The sequence below is a fragment of the Arthrobacter sp. 9V genome (genome assembly GCF_902506065.1).
Lineage (GTDB): Bacteria > Actinomycetota > Actinomycetes > Actinomycetales > Micrococcaceae > Arthrobacter.
In genome coordinates this window covers 721,844-739,088 of sequence record NZ_LR732912.1, presented here as the reverse complement: position 1 = coordinate 739,088, position 17,245 = coordinate 721,844, and the positions used below count along the sequence as shown (strand labels likewise).

At 62.2% G+C, this 17,245-nt stretch carries 14 protein-coding genes; 10 read left to right on the top strand and 4 right to left on the bottom strand.

Annotation, left to right across the window (positions count from 1 at the left end; all coding sequences use genetic code 11):
• Positions 1–37: 37 nt before the first annotated feature.
• The 4 genes from BACI9J_RS03515 (at position 38) to BACI9J_RS03500 (ending at position 5,637) form a co-directional block, all read left to right on the top strand.
• On the top strand, positions 38–1,000 hold the full coding sequence (locus tag BACI9J_RS03515) for a carbohydrate ABC transporter permease (RefSeq protein WP_201296495.1): 963 nt from the start codon (positions 38–40) through the stop codon (positions 998–1,000).
• A gap of 9 nt (positions 1,001–1,009) precedes the next feature.
• Positions 1,010–1,936, top strand: coding sequence for a carbohydrate ABC transporter permease (locus BACI9J_RS03510; RefSeq protein ID WP_159733191.1), 927 nt, complete (start codon positions 1,010–1,012; stop codon positions 1,934–1,936).
• A 71-nt stretch (positions 1,937–2,007) separates the two neighbouring features.
• Positions 2,008–3,360, top strand: a complete 1,353-nt coding sequence (locus tag BACI9J_RS03505; protein ID WP_159733190.1) for an ABC transporter substrate-binding protein — start codon at positions 2,008–2,010, stop codon at positions 3,358–3,360.
• A gap of 105 nt (positions 3,361–3,465) precedes the next feature.
• On the top strand, positions 3,466–5,637 hold the full coding sequence (locus tag BACI9J_RS03500; RefSeq protein WP_159736341.1) for an alpha-galactosidase: 2,172 nt from the start codon (positions 3,466–3,468) through the stop codon (positions 5,635–5,637).
• Positions 5,638–5,744: 107 nt separating this feature from the next.
• Here the strand turns inward: BACI9J_RS03500 and BACI9J_RS03495 are convergent, their stop codons facing one another.
• Entirely contained in the window at positions 5,745–6,422 is a 678-nt protein-coding gene (locus tag BACI9J_RS03495; protein ID WP_011775987.1) for a Crp/Fnr family transcriptional regulator, read from the bottom strand.
• Between the two features lie 234 nt (positions 6,423–6,656).
• On the opposite strand from BACI9J_RS03495, the gene BACI9J_RS03490 reads away from it, so the two are divergent.
• Together BACI9J_RS03490 and aroQ are read left to right on the top strand one after the other, a co-directional pair.
• Positions 6,657–7,841 carry a MarP family serine protease gene (locus tag BACI9J_RS03490; RefSeq protein ID WP_159733189.1) on the top strand — a complete coding sequence of 395 codons (1,185 nt, stop codon included), beginning with the start codon at positions 6,657–6,659 and terminating at the stop codon, positions 7,839–7,841.
• Positions 7,842–7,935: 94 nt separating this feature from the next.
• Positions 7,936–8,400 (top strand): type II 3-dehydroquinate dehydratase, encoded by a 465-nt coding sequence (gene aroQ, locus BACI9J_RS03485; protein WP_159733188.1) that lies wholly within the window; start codon positions 7,936–7,938, stop codon positions 8,398–8,400.
• A gap of 120 nt (positions 8,401–8,520) precedes the next feature.
• On the opposite strand, the gene BACI9J_RS03480 is transcribed toward aroQ, so the two are convergent.
• The 3 genes from BACI9J_RS03480 to BACI9J_RS03470 are packed head-to-tail and all read right to left on the bottom strand — an operon-like array spanning position 8,521 to position 10,144.
• Positions 8,521–9,432 carry an NUDIX hydrolase gene (locus BACI9J_RS03480; protein ID WP_159733187.1) on the bottom strand — a complete coding sequence of 304 codons (912 nt, stop codon included), beginning with the start codon at positions 9,430–9,432 and terminating at the stop codon, positions 8,521–8,523.
• A 17-nt stretch (positions 9,433–9,449) separates the two neighbouring features.
• Positions 9,450–9,986, bottom strand: a complete 537-nt coding sequence (locus BACI9J_RS03475) for a RidA family protein (protein WP_159733186.1) — start codon at positions 9,984–9,986, stop codon at positions 9,450–9,452.
• 2 nt (positions 9,987–9,988) lie between these two features.
• The gene (locus tag BACI9J_RS03470) at positions 9,989–10,144 is read right to left on the bottom strand and encodes a DUF4177 domain-containing protein (protein ID WP_011775990.1); all 156 of its coding nucleotides are present in this window, start codon (positions 10,142–10,144) and stop codon (positions 9,989–9,991) included.
• Between BACI9J_RS03470 and BACI9J_RS03465 the strand changes: the two genes are divergently transcribed.
• The 4 genes from BACI9J_RS03465 to BACI9J_RS03450 all read left to right on the top strand — a co-directional run bounded on the left by BACI9J_RS03465 (position 10,143) and on the right by BACI9J_RS03450 (position 17,195).
• Positions 10,143–12,464 (top strand): transglycosylase domain-containing protein, encoded by a 2,322-nt coding sequence (locus tag BACI9J_RS03465; RefSeq protein WP_159733185.1) that lies wholly within the window; start codon positions 10,143–10,145, stop codon positions 12,462–12,464. The genes BACI9J_RS03470 and BACI9J_RS03465 overlap by 2 nt on opposite strands.
• A 2-nt stretch (positions 12,465–12,466) precedes the next feature.
• Entirely contained in the window at positions 12,467–13,414 is a 948-nt protein-coding gene (locus tag BACI9J_RS03460; RefSeq protein ID WP_159733184.1) for a metallophosphoesterase, read from the top strand.
• A 152-nt stretch (positions 13,415–13,566) separates the two neighbouring features.
• Positions 13,567–15,366: an ABC transporter ATP-binding protein gene (locus tag BACI9J_RS03455; protein WP_159733183.1), complete on the top strand. Its 1,800-nt coding sequence runs from the start codon at positions 13,567–13,569 to the stop codon at positions 15,364–15,366.
• Positions 15,363–17,195, top strand: a complete 1,833-nt coding sequence (locus BACI9J_RS03450; RefSeq protein WP_159733182.1) for an ABC transporter ATP-binding protein — start codon at positions 15,363–15,365, stop codon at positions 17,193–17,195. The genes BACI9J_RS03455 and BACI9J_RS03450 overlap by 4 nt, the downstream gene beginning before the upstream one ends.
• The last annotated feature ends 50 nt before the right edge of the window (positions 17,196–17,245 follow it).

Genomic DNA, 17,245 nt, shown 5'->3' with positions numbered 1-17,245 from the left:
AGTTGTTAGGCACATCACAGTCACGAAAGGGTCGACGATGACCACGCTTACCAAGCAGCCAGATCCTGGGCTCTCCTCCGCCAGGGCGCCACGGAAGTCACGGAGACGGGGAAGACCAGCCGACGGGTTCCGTGGCATCGGAGACCTCAAGGTTGCACTCTTCTTCATCGCCCCAGCGATGCTCGGACTGATCCTCTTCTACCTCGTCCCCACTATCCGGGGCATCTACCTCAGCTTCACCGAATACAGCATCCTGGGCGACCCGGAATGGATTGGCACGCGGAACTACGAACGCATAGCCAAGGATCCGCTGTTCTGGAACGCCTTGGGTGTCACCTCGGAATACGTGGTGATCAACATTGTTCTCCAGACCGCGTTGGCCCTGGGCCTTGCCATCCTGATGCACCGTGTAGCAAAGTCCACCCTCGTCCGTGGTGCACTCCTGATGCCCTACCTGATGGCAAACGTCATCGCCGCCCTGCTGTGGTTCTGGATGCTTGACTACCAGATCGGCATCATCAACCAGATCATCGAATGGACCGGTCTTCCCCGGGTGGCCTTCTTCGGCAGCGAGCAATGGGCCATCCCCACCCAGGCACTCATCAACACGTGGCGGCACATGGGGTACACAGCGCTCCTGATCTTCGCAGGGCTCCAGGCCATACCGAACAGTGTCTATGAGGCCGCCAGCATCGACGGTTCCAAGGCCGTGAGCACTTTCTGGCGGATCACCCTGCCGCTGCTCCGCCCAGTCCTGGTACTGGTCCTCGTAGTAACTGTGATCGGTTCCTTCCAGGTCTTTGACACCGTTGCCGTCACCACAGCCGGCGGACCCGTCAACGCCACCCGCGTCCTGCAGTTCTACATCTATCAACGCGCCTTCAATGAACAGGACTTCGGCTACGGATCCGCCCTGGCTGTCATCCTCTTCCTCATTCTCGCCATCGTCGCTTTCATCCAGATGAAGTTCCTCCGCGGCAACCAGTCGGACCTGGACTAAGGACTCGCCATGACCACTCTTGCCTCACCCAAGAACGGCGGCAGCCGTCGCCCGCTCAGCCGCCCCTTCAACTGGCGCCGCGCCATCGCCCTGACCCTCCTCGCCCTGGCTGTCGCCGTGAGCATCCTGCCTTTCTACTGGGTGCTGCGCACAGCCCTTTCCACCAACGGTTCACTCGCCGCGAACTCGGCCAACCTACTGCCGGCCGACTTCAACTTGGGCGCGTTCAAGCGTGTCTTCGGCCTCCAGAGCGCCTCCGAAGCCATCGCAGAAGGCGGCTCCGGCGCTTCGATCAATTTCTGGCAGTACCTGTGGAACTCGCTGCTCTTCTCCGGCATCACCACAGCATGCGCCGTGTTCTTCAGCTCAATGGCCGCCTATGCCTTCTCCCGGCTCCGGTGGAAAGGACGGGACGCAGTCTTCTCGCTGTTCCTTGCCACCATGCTCGTCCCGCCGATTTTCACCGCCCTGCCCAACTTCCTGCTCATCAAGAACCTGGGCCTGCTCAATTCCATGCTCGGACTCGTACTGCCTTACTTGTTCATGACCCCGTTCGCGATCTTCTTCATGCGCCAGTTCTTCCTGAACATGTCCAGGGAAGTAGAAGAAGCTGCAATGCTCGACGGCGCCAAGCACTGGCGGATCTTCTTCCAAATCATCATGCCCAACGCCGCTGCCCCGATTGCCACCTTGGCGCTGCTGACCTTCATGGGTCAGTGGAATGAGTACTTCTGGCCACTACTGGTAGGCACCTCCGAGGAATCCCGGGTGCTCACCGTGGGACTGGGAGTCTTCAAATCCCAGTCCCCGCAGGGCGCGCCGGACTGGTCCGGGCTCATGGCCGCAACGCTCGTGTCCGCCACACCTGTGCTGATCCTGTTCGCCATCTTCGGTAAACGAATCGTCAACTCCATCGGCTTCAACGGCACCAAATAGCTGCATTCCACCTCCCTCCCGAAGAACCGGCAGGTGTCGGTTCGCACCCCCCTGTCCTGAAAGGACCAATCATGATGAAAAAGAAGCCACTCGGCGCCGTCGCCGTCGCAGCAGCCGCCGTCCTCGCACTGTCCGCCTGCGCCGGCGGAAGTTCCGGAGGAGACGCTGCCAAGGGTGAGATCAGTTATTGGCTCTGGGACGCCAATCAGCTCCCTGCCTACCAGCAGTGCGCCACTGACTTCACCAAGGCCAACCCGGACATCACCGTCAAAATCACCCAGACCGGCTGGGACGACTACTGGTCCAAGATCACCAACGGCATGGCCTCCGGCACGGCACCGGACGTGTTTACGGACCACCTGTCCAAGTACCCGGAATTCCTCAAGACCAAGCAGCTGGTGGCCCTTGACGACGGCATCGCCAAGGACAAGGTGGAGCTTTCCCAGTACAACGAAGGCCTCGCGGACCTCTGGGTGGGCCAGGATGGCAAGCGCTACGGCCTGCCCAAAGACTGGGACACCATCGCCCTGTTCTACAACCAGAAGATGGCTACCGACGCCGGCATCACCCCTGAACAGATGGGCTCCCTGACCTGGAACCCGCAGGACGGCGGAACGTATGAGAAAGCAATCGCGCGTCTCACCGTGGACAAGAACGGCAAGCGCGGCGACGAAGCAGGCTTCGACAAGAACAATGTTGCCGTATACGGTTTGGGCCTGCCGGGCTCCGACGCCGAGAACGCCGGCCAGACGCAGTGGAGCTACCTGTCCGCCACCACTGGTTGGACCACCACGGATAAGAACCCTTGGGGCACCCACTTCAACTACGACGATAAGAGGCTCCAGGACACCATCGACTGGTGGGCCTCGCTCGCCGAGAAGGGCTACATGCCCAAGCTTGAAACCACCGTTGGTGCCAACGCCGCCGACAGCTTCGGTGCAGGCAAGGCCGCCATCAACAGCAATGGTTCCTGGATGATCGGCCAGTACACCGGCTACAAGGGCATCGACCTCGGCATCGCCCCCACACCTCAGGGCCCCGAAGGCAAGCGTGCCTCCATGTTCAATGGCCTGGCCGATTCCGTTTGGGCCGGTACAAAGAAGAAGGACGCCTCCATCAAGTGGGTCGAGTACCTGGGCTCCACCGCCTGCCAGGACGTCGTCGCCTCCAAGGCCGTGGTGTTCCCGGCCATCACCACCTCCTCCGAGAAGGCCGCAGAAGCCTTCAAGGCCAAGAACGTGGACGTCAGCGCCTTCACGCAGCACGTGAAGGACAAGACCACCTTCATGCTCCCCATCACGGACAATGCCTCCAAAGTTTCGGGAATCATGAAGCCCGCAATGGACGCGGTGATCGCCGGAAAGTCCCCGGCCAGCTCGCTGACGGCCGCGAACGAACAGGTCAACGCACTCTTCGCGAAGTAACAACCCACCCGTTGCGGGGCCCGCTCTGCGCGTTATTTCCTTCGCGAAGCGCGCAGAGCGGGCCCAACAACATCCCATAAGACCCTATTGAAAGTGACTTCATACATGCACCCGCTCCATCTCCGTTCCGCAGGTACCAGCCTGGTGATCAGCACCCACCGTGGAGAGGCTGAGATAACCCACTGGGGAGCCGACCTGGGAGAGACCCTGCCTGATCTGGCCATCCTTAGCGAGCCCATTCCGCCGTCGTCCATTGATGCCAACGTTCCCGCGGGGCTCCTCCCCCAGGCGTCGTCCTCGTGGCAGGGACGGCCGGGGCTCCGCGGCCATCGCATCACGGACGGCGTACCTGGCTTCGATTTCTCAGTACGCCTGCGGGTGGAGAGCGCGACTACGGACGGCAGCTCAGCGGTGATTGTCCAGTCAGATCCCGACGCCGGCATCACAGTAAGCAGCAACCTCACCTTGCATTCCGGCGGACTTCTGGAACTGCACCACACGGCAAGGAATCACGGCACGTCGCCTTTCCAGGTGGATGAGTTGGCGACGATGCTCCCGGTGGCGCCCGACGCCGTCGAACTTTTGGACCTGACGGGACGCTGGTGCCGTGAGCGGCACCCACAGCGCAGGGCCATCCAGCAGGGAACCTGGGTCCGCACGGGCCGCCACGGACGCACCGGACACGACTCCTCAATGCTGCTTGCAGCCGGCACTGCCGGATTCGGCAACCGACACGGCAAGGTCTGGGCCACCCATTTGGCCTGGAGCGGCAACCACGAGCAATTTGCGGACAGTGTTGCCGATGGGCGAACCATGGTGGGTGGCTCCGAGCTGCTGGGACCGGCCGAAGTAATCCTTCAGCCCGGTGAAAGCTACACAACCCCTGCACTGTTTGCTGCCTACTCGGACCGCGGTTTGGATGGGATTTCGGAGGCGTTCTACGCCTGGTTCCGCTCGCGACCGCATCACGTCGGCGTGCTTTCGGGCAAGCCGCGCCCAGTAGTCCTCAACACCTGGGAAGCGGTGTACTTCGACCACAACCTGGACACCCTGATGGAGCTCGCCGAGTCCGCTGCCGACCTTGGGGTTGAGCGTTTCGTGCTCGACGACGGCTGGTTCCGCGGGCGGCGCGGCGACCACGCAGGTTTGGGTGACTGGTTCGTTGACGAAACCCTCTGGCCGAACGGCCTGACGCCGTTGATTGATGCCGTGACCAGCCGCGGTATGGAGTTCGGTCTGTGGGTGGAGCCGGAAATGGTCAACCTGGACTCCGACGTCGCCAGGGCGCATCCCGAATGGATCGTGGGGCCCTCAGCAATTTCCCACAAGGACGGTGGCCGGCTGCCTCTCGGATGGCGGCAGCAGCACGTGATCGACCTCGTGAACCCGGACGCGTGGCAGTACATTTACCACCGCATGGACGCGCTGCTGAGTGAGAACAACATCAGCTACCTCAAGTGGGACCAGAACCGCGATCTCCTGGAACACGGGCACGCAGGCCGGGCCTCCGTTCATGAGCAGACCCTGGCGGCTTACCGGCTGTTCGATGCGCTCCATGCAGCCCATCCCGGGGTGGAAATCGAAAGCTGCTCTTCCGGTGGCGCCCGAGTGGACCTCGGGATCCTGGAACGTACCGACCGCATCTGGGCCTCGGACTGCAACGACGCTTTGGAACGGCAAACCATTCAGCGATGGACCGGAATGGTGGTCCCGCCGGAACTTGTGGGCGGGCACATCGGACCCACTACCTCGCACACTACCGGGCGCACGCACGACCTCTCCTTCCGTGCCATCACAGCGCTGTTCGGGCACTTCGGTATGGAGTGGGATGTCCGCTCCGTCACCGGCACGGAACGCGAAGAACTCAAGCGCTTCATTGGCCTCTACAAGGAACACCGAGGGCTTATCCACAGTGGCCGGATGGTTCGGGCCGACCTGCCGGACGAGTCGCTGATGGTGCATGGCGTGATTGCTGAGGATGAAGTACCCGGTGCCACGGCCGCACTATTCGCCGTGGTGAAGACCCGGACAGGCTTTGGCGAACTCACCGGACGGGTGGCCATCCCCGGCCTGGATCCTGTGCGTTCGTACCGGGTGGAGGCCATCTTCCCTGCGCCCGGTGACGCCGACTACGGGCACACCTTCACGGAGGCAAAACCGGCGCCATGGCTGGCATCCGGGGCTGAGGTGACTGGACGCTTCCTGGGCGAAGTGGGCCTCCCCATGCCGGTCCTGAACCCGGAGCACGCCATTCTGCTGCGGTTCACCGCCCTCTAACGCTCGCTCACATCCCTCGGGCTTCAACCCGACGCTCACTCACATCCCTCGGGCCTGAATGAAAAAGCCGCCCCGGTTCACAACCGGGGCGGCTTTTTCGTAGCTGTTTAGCGTGAACGCTGGCGGAGACGCTGCATGTCCAAAATCACCACAGCGCGGGCCTCCAAGCGGAGCCATCCACGCTGGACGAACTCGGCCAGTGCCTTGTTCACGGTTTCGCGGGAAGCGCCAACCAGCTGCGCCAGTTCTTCCTGTGTGAGCTCGTGGGCTACCAGAACGCCGTCGGTAGCGGGACGACCGAAGCGGTCTGCGAGGTCCAGGAGGGCCTTGGCTACACGGCCCGGGACGTCAGAGAAGACCAGATCGGAAAGGGAGTCGTTGGTCCGGCGAAGACGGCGGGCCAGAGCCTGGAGCAGCTGCGCGGAAACCTCGGGGCGCGTGCGGAGCAGTGCGTTGAGGCTCTCGTTCTTGAGCCCGGCCAGGCGGGTTTCCGAAACGGCGGTGGCCGTAGCGGTACGCGGGCTGGGGTCGAACAATGCCATCTCGCCGAAGAGCTCACCCGGGCCGAGGATGGCCAAGAGGGATTCGCGGCCATCAGGGGACGTACGGCCGAGCTTTACCTTGCCGGAAACGATGAAGTAGAGCTGGTCACCCTGGTCGCCTTCGCGGAACACCGAAGCTCCACGTGAAAGGTCCACCTCGGTGAGTTCGTCCGTCAGCAAGCGGAATGCGTCGTCGTCAAGGGTGGCGAAGAGGGGTGCGCGGCGCAATACCTCGATGTCCATGAAATCTCCTGAATATAAGTTTCGGTCGTGGCGCTCAGGCCATTGTTTCAGAATTTTTAAGCTTCTGTGACGTACTTGGCACGTGAAACGCTGAAATGGCGCGGTTTTCGGGCGATCCGACCCACACTGAAGCCTTTTAGAGCGGCATAAACGGCTCCTTACCGTGACCGGACTAACGGTTTGCTGTCAGGGTGGACATCTAGAATTGGCGCTACCCGGCTATGAGGAGCATTGGTGTTTGGCTTGACGATATTGGATTTGGCATTGATATTGATGCTCCTGTCCTACCTGATCTATGGCCTCCGCAATGGCTTCATGGTCACACTCGGTGGAATCGCAGGATTCGTCATCGGTGCCATTGCGGCCTTCATGGCTGTTCCGCTCGTCAGCGGTTGGGTGACCGACTCGGGGTGGAGGCTAACCGCCACGGTGGGCGCCGCCGTCGTGCTCATTGCTTTAGGGCACGGACTGGGCACCATGATCGGGCGAAAAATCCGCCACGCCGTGCGGATCAAGCCTTTGCATGCCGTGGACCGGCTGATCGGTGGTGTGGTGAGCGTGGTGGTGGCGGCGCTGGTGATGTCCATGCTCGCCTTCAGCATCAGTTCGCTGGGTGTGCCGTTCGTTTCGCAGCAACTGGCTGAGTCGCGCGTCATTCGCTACATAGACAACCTGACCCCCACGCCCGTCAAGAGCACCATGGCCCAGCTGCGTTCCACGGTGATCGGGGACGGTATTCCCAAGCTCATTGAGGGAATTGGACCCGTCACGCCGGTGCCTGTCCCCAATGAGTCAACAAACACCCCCGCCCTGAACCAGGCCGCCGAGTCCGTCCTTAAGATCGCGGGCACCGCCTTCGAATGCGGGCAGAACCAGACAGGTTCCGGGTTTGTTGTCTCGCCCGGGCGAGTCGTCACCAACGCGCACGTTGTGGCGGGCGTGTCGCAGCCGGTGGTGGAAGTGCCCGACGGCGGTGCGTTGCCGGGGCGGGTGGTGTACTTCGACTCCCAGCGGGACATTGCAGTTCTGGCCGTGGATGGACTGCAATCCACCCCGCTGCCCTTGAGCGGCGACCTCCCCGCGGGCAGCCCGGCCGCTTTTGCCGGGTATCCGCACGGCGGTCCGTTCCAATCCAAGCCGGCCAGTGTTCAGGGTATTTCGACCATTCTGGTTCCGGATATTTATGGCAACAATCCTTCGCCAGAGCAGGTGTACAGGCTGGCAGGCGATGTTCAGCCGGGCAACTCCGGTGGTCCGTTGCTGACCATGCAGGGACAGGTAGCTGGGTTGATCTTTGCGAAGACCACTACTGATGCCGCCTTGGGCTTCGCGCTCACCATGGAGGACCTGGAACCGGTGGCTGCACAGGCTCCGGGCCTCAGCAGCGCCGTCTCGGCCGGTCAGTGCACCCGTAAGTAACGGATCACCGCATCGTGGGTGTTTTCCGGCGCGGCGTGCTCACGGAGCGAGCACAATTCCCGCCCGCTCACGCACCGGCTATAGATTGGGAGCCATGACTGAAGCCACTCCTGCCACCGAAACCGGTCGCGGCACCATCCTTGTCATCAACGGGCCCAACCTGAACCTTTTGGGCACCCGCGAACCGGAGAAGTACGGCACGTCCACCTTGGCCGATGTGGAGCAACTCGCCATGAGTGCAGCGGCCGCCCATGGGTTCACTGTTGACTGCGTTCAGTCCAACCATGAGGGAGACCTCCTGGACGCCATCCACGCGGCCCGAGGCACCGCCGTCGGGATTGTGATCAACGCCGGCGCCTACACGCACACCTCCGTGGCCCTTCGCGACGCCCTGGCGGCTGTGCAGCTGCCCGCCGTCGAGGTCCACATCACCAACGTGCACCAGCGGGAGGAGTTCCGCCACCACTCGTACTTGTCGGGTGTGTGCACCGCGATCATCGTGGGCGCGGGTGTGCTGGGCTACAAGCTGGCCATCGATTACTTGGCTGACTCCGTCTAACGCTTCCCCGGGTGAGCGAGCGTGCGGCTCAAACCCGAGGGACGTGAGCGAGGGTTCGGTTTAAGCCCGAGGGACGTGAGCGAGGGTCCGGTTTAAGCCCGAGGATAGTGAGCGAGGGTCCTACCGTTCGCGCTGGGGCTCTCCGGCCACGGTGCGGGCGGCTTCGACCTCGAGCATCAGGATTCCGCCCTCGTCCACCAGTTTCGCCTGGTACACGTGGGATTTGCGCTTGTAGCTCAGGTAGGCGATGCAGCCGTTGGCATTGGCCATCTTTTCGAGCATGATTTCCGAGCCCGGCACCAGGAGCTCGCCCAGCTTAAGGCCCACGGTGTTCTCCTGGCCTATTTCATCACCAAGAGCCGGGGTGTCCCGCATGGCAATGGCTTGGGCGGCACACACCCAGCGGCCCCACACGCCCTTGCTGCCCAGGATGCTGGGCTGCTGGTTCACGGGGACGGTGGCCGCGAAGTACCGGGTGTTGAATCGCGCGTGCGCAAAGTCCGGGCTGAGCCAGTTCACCAGGGGTTTCAGGAGGTCGGTCCGGAGGGACAGTCCGCGTTTGGAAAGCATCTCCGTGAAGGACTTCTCCTGGGCTGCCACGGCTTCACGGGCCCGCATCCAGTCGACGGTGGAGTTCGCTTCCACGGTGGACGAAGCATCAGGGCCTGCGAGCAAGACACCCGTTTCTTCGAAGAGTTCACGGATGGCGCCCACCACGTGGCGGCGGGCGAGACCGACGTCGTCCGTCCCCATCTGCTCAGCCCAATGCTGCGGTGAGGGGCCCAACCAACCTACGGGGTCGTCGTCGGAGGGGTCCAAAGAACCACCTGGAAACGCTACGACGCCCAACGGCGAGGAACCAGGCCTGTATCCAAGCCAGGTTTCCAAGCCGGTGGGCGAATCGCGCAACAACACAACGGAGGAGGCGTAGCGTGCGGCCCTGGGGGTCCGTTCGCCAAGCTCAAGCCAGTTTCGTGCTGCCCCTTCGAGTTCGGGGGGCAGTACAAACAGACGGCGGGCAAGCTGCGGCAATTGGGTGAACCGGTTCCTTAGCTGAATTCAGCGATGAGCTCGACTTCAACAGGAGAGTCGAGCGGCAGGACAGAAACGCCGACGGCGGAGCGTGCGTGCTTGCCGGCGTCGCCGAATACCTGTCCGAGGAGCTCCGATGCACCATTGATGACACCGGGCTGGCCGGTGAAGGTGGACTCGGAGGATACGAAACCCACAACCTTGACGATGCGGGTGACGCGGTCGAGATCGCCGATGACGCTCTTGACCGCGGCGAGGGCGTTGATGGCGCAAATGGCTGCGTAGCGCTTGGCGTCTTCAGGGTCAACGGTGGGCTCGTCGGACGTGCCCAACTCGCCGAGGGAAACCTTGCCCGTAGCTTCGAGTTTGCCGTTAATAAACGGCAGCTGTCCGGAGGTGTAGACGTAGTTGCCGGAGACGATGGCGGGGACGTAGTCAGCAACGGGCGCGGCTACCTCGGGGAGGGTCAATCCGAGCTCGGCCAGACGCTGCTCAACAGCAGACGTGGGGGCACCGGATTCCGCGGCAGACGTGGTTTCTGCGGGGGTTGTCATGATTACTGCTTCTCCCTCTTCAGGTATGCAACGAGGCCTTTGCCATCGGGTCCACCGACAACCTGGACGAGCTCCCAGCCGTCCTCGCCCCACTGGTCCAGGATCTGCTTTGTAGCGTGAATAATGAGCGGAATCGTGGCGTACTCCCATTTGGTCATGACAGAAAGCCTAGCCCTTGCCGGTAAACTGGAAAACATGGTGACTCGCAAGAACCCACTATTCGACACTGCCACCACCCTCGGAAAGATTCTAGGCTTCCTTGGTGTGAGCGCGATTTGTGGCGTCCTCGTGGCGGGCCTTCTGGTCCCCGCAGCCGCCGTATCGGGCAGTGCCGCCAGTGGTTCAATTCAGTTCTTTGACACTCTGCCGGCAGAACTCCAGGTGGATCCGCCCAGCCAGAACACCACCATCCTGGCGAAGGACGGTACGCCGATCGCCTCGATCTACGCAGAGAACCGGACCAAGGTTCCGCTGGATCAAATGAGCCCGTTCATCAAGGACGCTGTCATCGCTATCGAGGACAGCCGTTTTTATGAGCACGGCGGCATTGACACCACAGGCATCATGCGAGCACTGGTGAGCACCGCCCGCGGCAACAAGCAGGGCGCATCCACCATCACGCAGCAGTACGTGAACAACGTCATCAACGAATCCCTCGTTGCAGCGGACAGGGAAGAAGACGTCAAGCTCAACGGCGGCGGCAAAGGCGTGGGCGACAAGCTCCGTGAAATGAAGCTTGCCATCGCGCTGGAGAAGAAGTTCTCCAAGGAGCAGATCCTTGAGGGTTACCTCAACATTGTCTTCTTCAACCGTGACGCCTACGGCATTGAAGCCGCTTCGAAGTTCTTCTTCAGCACAACGGCCAAGAACCTGACGCTTCCGCAGGCCGCCCTCCTGGCCGGCCTCGTGAACAGCCCGTCCGCCTTCGATCCCATTGCGAACCCGGATAACGCGAAGGTGCGTCGGGACCTGGTGCTCGCCGCCATGGTCAACCAAGGCAAGATCACCCAGGCGCAGTATGACGAAGCTGTTGCCACCCCGGTCACCACGCAGGTCACCCCGGCCCGTCAAGGCTGCGCTTACGCCACCATGGCCCCGTACTTCTGCGACTACGTGCTCCACCTGCTCTTCAACAACCCGGCCTACGGTGACACCACTGAAGAGCGCATCAAGCGCGTCCAGCGTGGCGGCCTGACTATCCAGACCACCCTCGATCCGACGGCGCAGAACGTCGCTCAGCAGCAGGTGGACGCTACTGCGGGCGCTAACCCGGACAAATGGGGCGCATCGATCGTCTCCGTTCAGCCGGGTACCGGCCAGATCGTGAGCATGGCCCAGAACACTGTTTGGCTTCCCCAAGAGGGCAAGTTCGATCAGACACAAAACTTCAACGTGGACGTCCTGGACGCCAACGGCAACGACCTCAACGGCATCGGCGGGTTCCAGCCCGGTTCAACCATGAAACCGTTCACGTTCGCCGAGTGGCTGAACGAGGGTAAGTCGATGAACCAAAACGTCAACGCGGCAGTTCGCAGGTACCCACAGAATTTCCCTTGGAAAAACACGTGCCCCACGCCGACAAATGGTTGGTATGACGCAAGCAATGGCACCATCGACCTTCAGAACTCTGATGACGGTTACTACCGCAACATGACGGTGCTTTATGGCCTCAAGAACTCCATCAACACGGCGACCTTTGCCTCAGCAGCTCAGGTGGATCTCTGCGGCATCCAGGGAATCGTCGATGCCACAGGCATCCACGGGGGCCTCCCTTCCCGGGACGAGACCGGCAAGATCACGGACCCGAACCCCAAGGTCCCCATGACCACGCTGGCCAACCTGATTGGGTCCACCCAGACTGCTCCGCTGACCATGGCTGCATCATTTGCAACCTTCGCAGCTGACGGCAAGTACTGCGAGCCCATTGCCATCACCTCGGTGAAAGACCAGTCCGGCGCCCAGCTTCCGGCCCAGTCCTCCAGCTGTAAGGATGCGGTGAAGCCTGAAGTGGCACGCGGCGTGGCCTACGCCATGGGCAAGGTGCTGGATGAAGGCTCGGGCTCGTTGATCCGTCCCGCCTTGAACTCCAAGAATTTCCCGGTGGCTGCGAAAACCGGAACCAACGACACCAACGGTTCCACGTGGGTTGTCGGCTACACCTCAGGTTTGGCAACGGCTTCCTGGTTCGGCGATCCCTTGGCCGATCAGTCGCGCTATGGCCGCAACCTCACAGTGAACGGCCAGTTCTACAAGGCCATCGACGGTTACATGATCGCCGGCCCGCAGTTCACCAACTACATGCTGGCGGTTGCGCCTGCGTACGGAACCAACCCGTTCCAGCAGCCGCCGTCCAACCTCCTCGGTACGGCTCCCGCACCCCAGCGGAACAACACTCCGTCCACGGCGCCGAACCCTGCCCCTTCCTCGGGCAACGGCAACAGCGGGAACGGTAACAACGGCAACGGTAATAAGAACTGACCATGACGTTTAGAGATTCCTTGGCAAACCGCGTCCGCACTGTCGGGCGCGGTTTCGCCGTCACTGCTTCAGTCGGCGCAGCAGTAGGAGCGGCGGCCGCCGCTTACGGTTGGTGGGAGAAGGACCAGTTCGAGGTCCGTCACGAAACCCTGCCCATTCTTCCGGAGGGCTCCAAGCCGCTCCGTGTCCTGCACCTAAGCGATATTCACTTCGTCCCCGGGCAAGACAAAAAGACACAGTGGCTGCAATCGCTGGCGGATCTGAAGCCTGACCTCGTGGTCAATACCGGCGATAACCTGAGCCACGCCAAGGCCATCGATCCCCTGGTCCAGGCCCTGCGGCCTCTGCTGGAGTTCCCGGGGGTTTTCGTTCCGGGCTCAAACGACTACTACGCTCCCCGGATCAAGAATCCGGCGGGTTACTTCCGCGGTCCTTCCCGAATGCGGACCGATCCCATCGCCTTGGACTGGCCAAAACTTCGCTCCGCGTTCGGTATGGGCGGCTGGATAGACCTCACCAACCGTGCCCAGTCAGTGGTGCTGAACGGTTTGCGATTCGATTTCTCCGGAGTTGATGATCCGCACTTGGGCCGCGAACGCTACGCTGGCTGGCCCCGCGGTACAGTCAACCAAGACGCCCGCCCTCACCTGAAGGTGGCCGTCATTCACGCTCCGTACCAACGCGTATTGGACCACTTCACCGAGGCCGGAGCAGACCTGATCCTGGCCGGTCACACGCACGGCGGCCAAATCTGCATCCCCGGCTATGGCGCGCTGGTAGCCAACTGCGATCTCCCCAATTGGCGTGCCAAGGGCCTCCACGATTGGGAAAGTGACAGCTTCACGACGCCGGTGAACGTCTCAGGCGGTATAGGCACCTCACGCTTCGCCCCGGTCCGCATCGCGTGCCGCCCCGAAGCAGTACTCCTGACGCTCACGCCTCGCAGCTAAACTCGCCGCAAGCATTACGATCCCCAATAACTGGGTCAAACATTTCACCGACGTTGCGTTGTCCTGTGAATCGAATCACGCCATGGCATAGGGTAGTTGCTACGGGAAACTACCTCCGCACCATCTGAAGATCCAGCTGTTGAGAAGCGGGCATGTCCAAGCAAACGTCATTTTTTACCTCCGTCGGCCGCCTGTATCCTCATGTGCGGCCCATCCTCCCCCGGCTCTTCATGGGCCTGATCTGCGCCCTGTTGGCCAGCATTGTTGCGCTGACCATCCCCCAGGTGCTGCGGGTCCTGGTCAACAACTCCCTTCAGCCCGGCGGTTCCGCCGACGCCGTCTGGATTGCCGCCGTCGTGATTCTTGGCCTGGGTATTGCCGAAGCCGGGCTGGTGGCCTTGCGCCGGCAGTTCGTCATCAACCCGGCCACCACGGTGGAAACCCGGATGCGTGTGACCCTGTATGGCCACTTGCAGCAGCTCACCGTGGCTTTTCACGATCGCTGGGGTTCGGGCCAACTTCTCTCGCGTGCCATGACGGACCTGAGCTTCCTGCGACGTTGGATGGCGTTCGGCGCCATCATGTTGGTGGTCACCACGCTGACGGTGATCATCGGCGTCGGCGTGATGTTCTCCATGAGCTGGCAGCTGGCGTTGATCTTCCTGGCCGCGGCCGTGCCGATCATGATCAACTCGTTCCGCTTCCGCCGCCGCTTCAGTTTGGTCACCCGCCTCAGCCAGGACCAAGCCGGCGATCTTGCCACCACCGTGGAGGAATCCGTCCACGGCATCCGCGTACTCAAGGCTTTCGGCCGGAGCCGCGAAGCACTGGAGAACTTCAACGGCCAGGCAGAAGAACTGCGCCAGACCGAGATCGCCAAGGCCAAGCAGCAGGCCGGTTTCACGCTGGTAGTGACGCTGCTGCCGGAGCTCGCACTGGGCGTCGGGCTGGTGGTGGGCATCATGCTCGCCGCGAGCGGACAACTCAGCATCGGCGCGTTGGTGGCGTTCTTCGCAACAGCTGCGGTGGTGGCCACCCCCGTGGAATTTTCCGGCATGCTCCTGGCCATGGCACTGACCGCCAAGACCGCTTTGGACCGTCACTTTGAGGTGATGGACACGGAAAACACCATCACCTCGCCGGAGCAGCCCGCAGTTCCGGCGAGCGTGAAGGGCGCCTTGCGCTTTGAGCACGCAGGTTTCGGATTCGACGACGGCGGCACCCTCCTCCACGACGTCACCCTGGACATCCGCCCCGGCGAGACCATGGCCCTGGTGGGCATCACGGGCAGCGGCAAGAGTGCGCTGCTGCAGCTGGTCCCCCGTCTCTATGACGTCACATCCGGCGCGGTGACCATTGACGGAGTGGACGTCCGCGATTACGAGATCGATGAACTCCGCAAGTTCGTGGCTGTGGCGTTCGAAGACACCACATTGTTCTCCAGCTCGGTGCGGGAGAACGTCCTCCTCGGCGCCCCGGATCCCAGCGATGCCGCCCTTGACGAAGCCTTGGACGTGGCACAGGCCCAGTTCGCCTACTCATTGCCGGACGGTGTGGACACCCTGATCGGCGAGGAAGGGTTGAGCCTGTCCGGCGGCCAGCGGCAACGCATCGCCCTGGCCCGTGCCATCGCCGCCAAGCCCAAGGTTCTGGTCCTTGACGATCCCCTCTCTGCGTTGGACGTGAATACCGAGGAGCGCGTGGAGGCGCGTTTGCGGGAGGTCCTGCACGAGACCACCACGCTCATCGTCGCGCACCGCCCCTCCACGGTGGCTTTGGCGGACCGCGTGGCCTTGCTCGAAACCGGAACCATCACCGCCGTCGGGACCCATACGGAACTGCTGGCCGAGAACGATCATTACCGCTACGTCATCGCCAGCCTGGACGCAGGTCCCAAGGACCTGGACACCGAGTTGGACGAGCTCGAAGAAGCAGAGGAGGCCCGCCGGTGAGTGCCGCAACGTTTGGAACCGCCAACGAGGACAACACACTCCTCACCAAAGCAGACAGCAAAGCCGTACGACGCCGGTCGCTCACCTTGCTTGCCTCACTCATCCGTCCCGTGCGGTTGCGTTTCTGGCTGACAATTGTGATGGTGGTGGTCTCGCAGCTCACCCGGGTTGCCGGGCCCGCACTGATTGCTTTTGGCATAGACGCCGCTCTTCCTGCACTGCAGGCCGGCGATAACGGGCCCTTGGTGCTGGCCGGATCCCTGTACCTGGCGGCTGCGATCGCCACGGCCGGAATGACCGCCCTGTACGTGACCTCCACTGCGCGCCTGAGCCAGGCCATGCTGCTGGATTTGCGCGTGCGGGTCTTCCGGCATACCCAGCGGTTGAGCTTGGAATTCCACGAGAAGTACACCTCGGGCCGCATCATTGCCCGGCAAACCTCGGACCTGGAAGCACTGCGCGAACTCTTGGATTCGGGTGTTAGTTCGCTGGCGTCAGGCATGTTGTTCATGGTGTTCACCGCTTTCACCATCTTCGCGCTGGACTGGCGCAGCGGATTGATCGTCCTCGCGGCCGGCGTGCCCATGTTTTTCCTTGCCCGCTGGTACCAGAAGCATTCACAGATCGCGTTCCGGGAATCACGAGTGGTCTCTGCGCGCCTGATCGTCCATTTCGTGGAAACAATGACCGGTATCCGTGCGGTGAAAGCGTTCCGCAAGGAGCGCGAGAACGCCTCCCGGTACGGTGAGTTGGCTGAGGACTACCGCAAGAATACTGTCCGCTCCATCAACTTGAACGGCATCTTCCAGCCGGGGCTGGTGTTGATCGGCAATGTTTGCGTGGCTGTTGTCCTGCTGTTTGGCGGCTTCAGGGTACTGAGTGGAGACCTGGCTGTTGGCGTGCTGCTGGCACTTATCCTGTCCACCAAGCGCTTCTTCCAGCCGGTGGACCAGATGGCCATGTTCTATAACTCGTTCCAGAGTGCACAGGCCGCCTTGGAGAAGGTGTCAGGCCTCCTCGAGGAGATTCCGACGGTCCGCCCGCCGAAGAACCCCGTGGCGTTGAAGAGCTCGCGCGGAGAGATCGACTTCAAGGGCGTGGAGTTTGGCTACAGCGACGGCAAGGTGGTTGTTCCGACGCTTGACCTGCACATACCGGCCGGGCAAACCGTTGCCTTGGTGGGCCAGACCGGTGCCGGCAAATCGACCTTGGCCAAACTCGTGGCACGTTTCTACGACGTCACGTCCGGGGCCATCACCCTGGACGGGATCGACCTCCGGGACCTCTCCACCACGGACCTCCGGCGCGCCGTGGTGATGGTGACGCAGGAGGCTTTCCTCTTCAGTGGCTCCGTAGCGGACAACATCGCTCTTGGTCGTCCCGAGGCTTCCCGCACTGAAATCGAGGCGGCCGCTGCAGCAGTGGGAGCCCACGAGTTCATCATGAGCCTCCCTGAGGGATACGACACGGACGTCAACAAGCGCGGCGGCCGGGTTTCTTCCGGTCAACGCCAGCTCATCGGCTTCGCCCGCGCCTTCCTGGCAGCACCGGCGGTTCTGATACTGGACGAGGCAACGTCCTCCTTGGACATCCCCTCTGAGCGCATGGTTCAGCAAGGGTTGTCCAACCTCTTGGAGGGTGTGGCCGGTGGCAGAGGAGCCAGAACGGCCATCATCATCGCCCACCGCCTCTCAACAGTGGAGACAGCCGACAGGGTTCTGGTGGTCCATGACGGACGAATTGTGGAGGATGGAAGTCCCGCGGAACTCATCAGCGGTGGTGGACGGTTTGCCCAGCTGCATGGGGCTTGGCGGGACTCGCTGGTGTAGCTCTTCTCTGCCGGTGCCTGTGATGAGCGACACCCACTCCTCGATTTCGC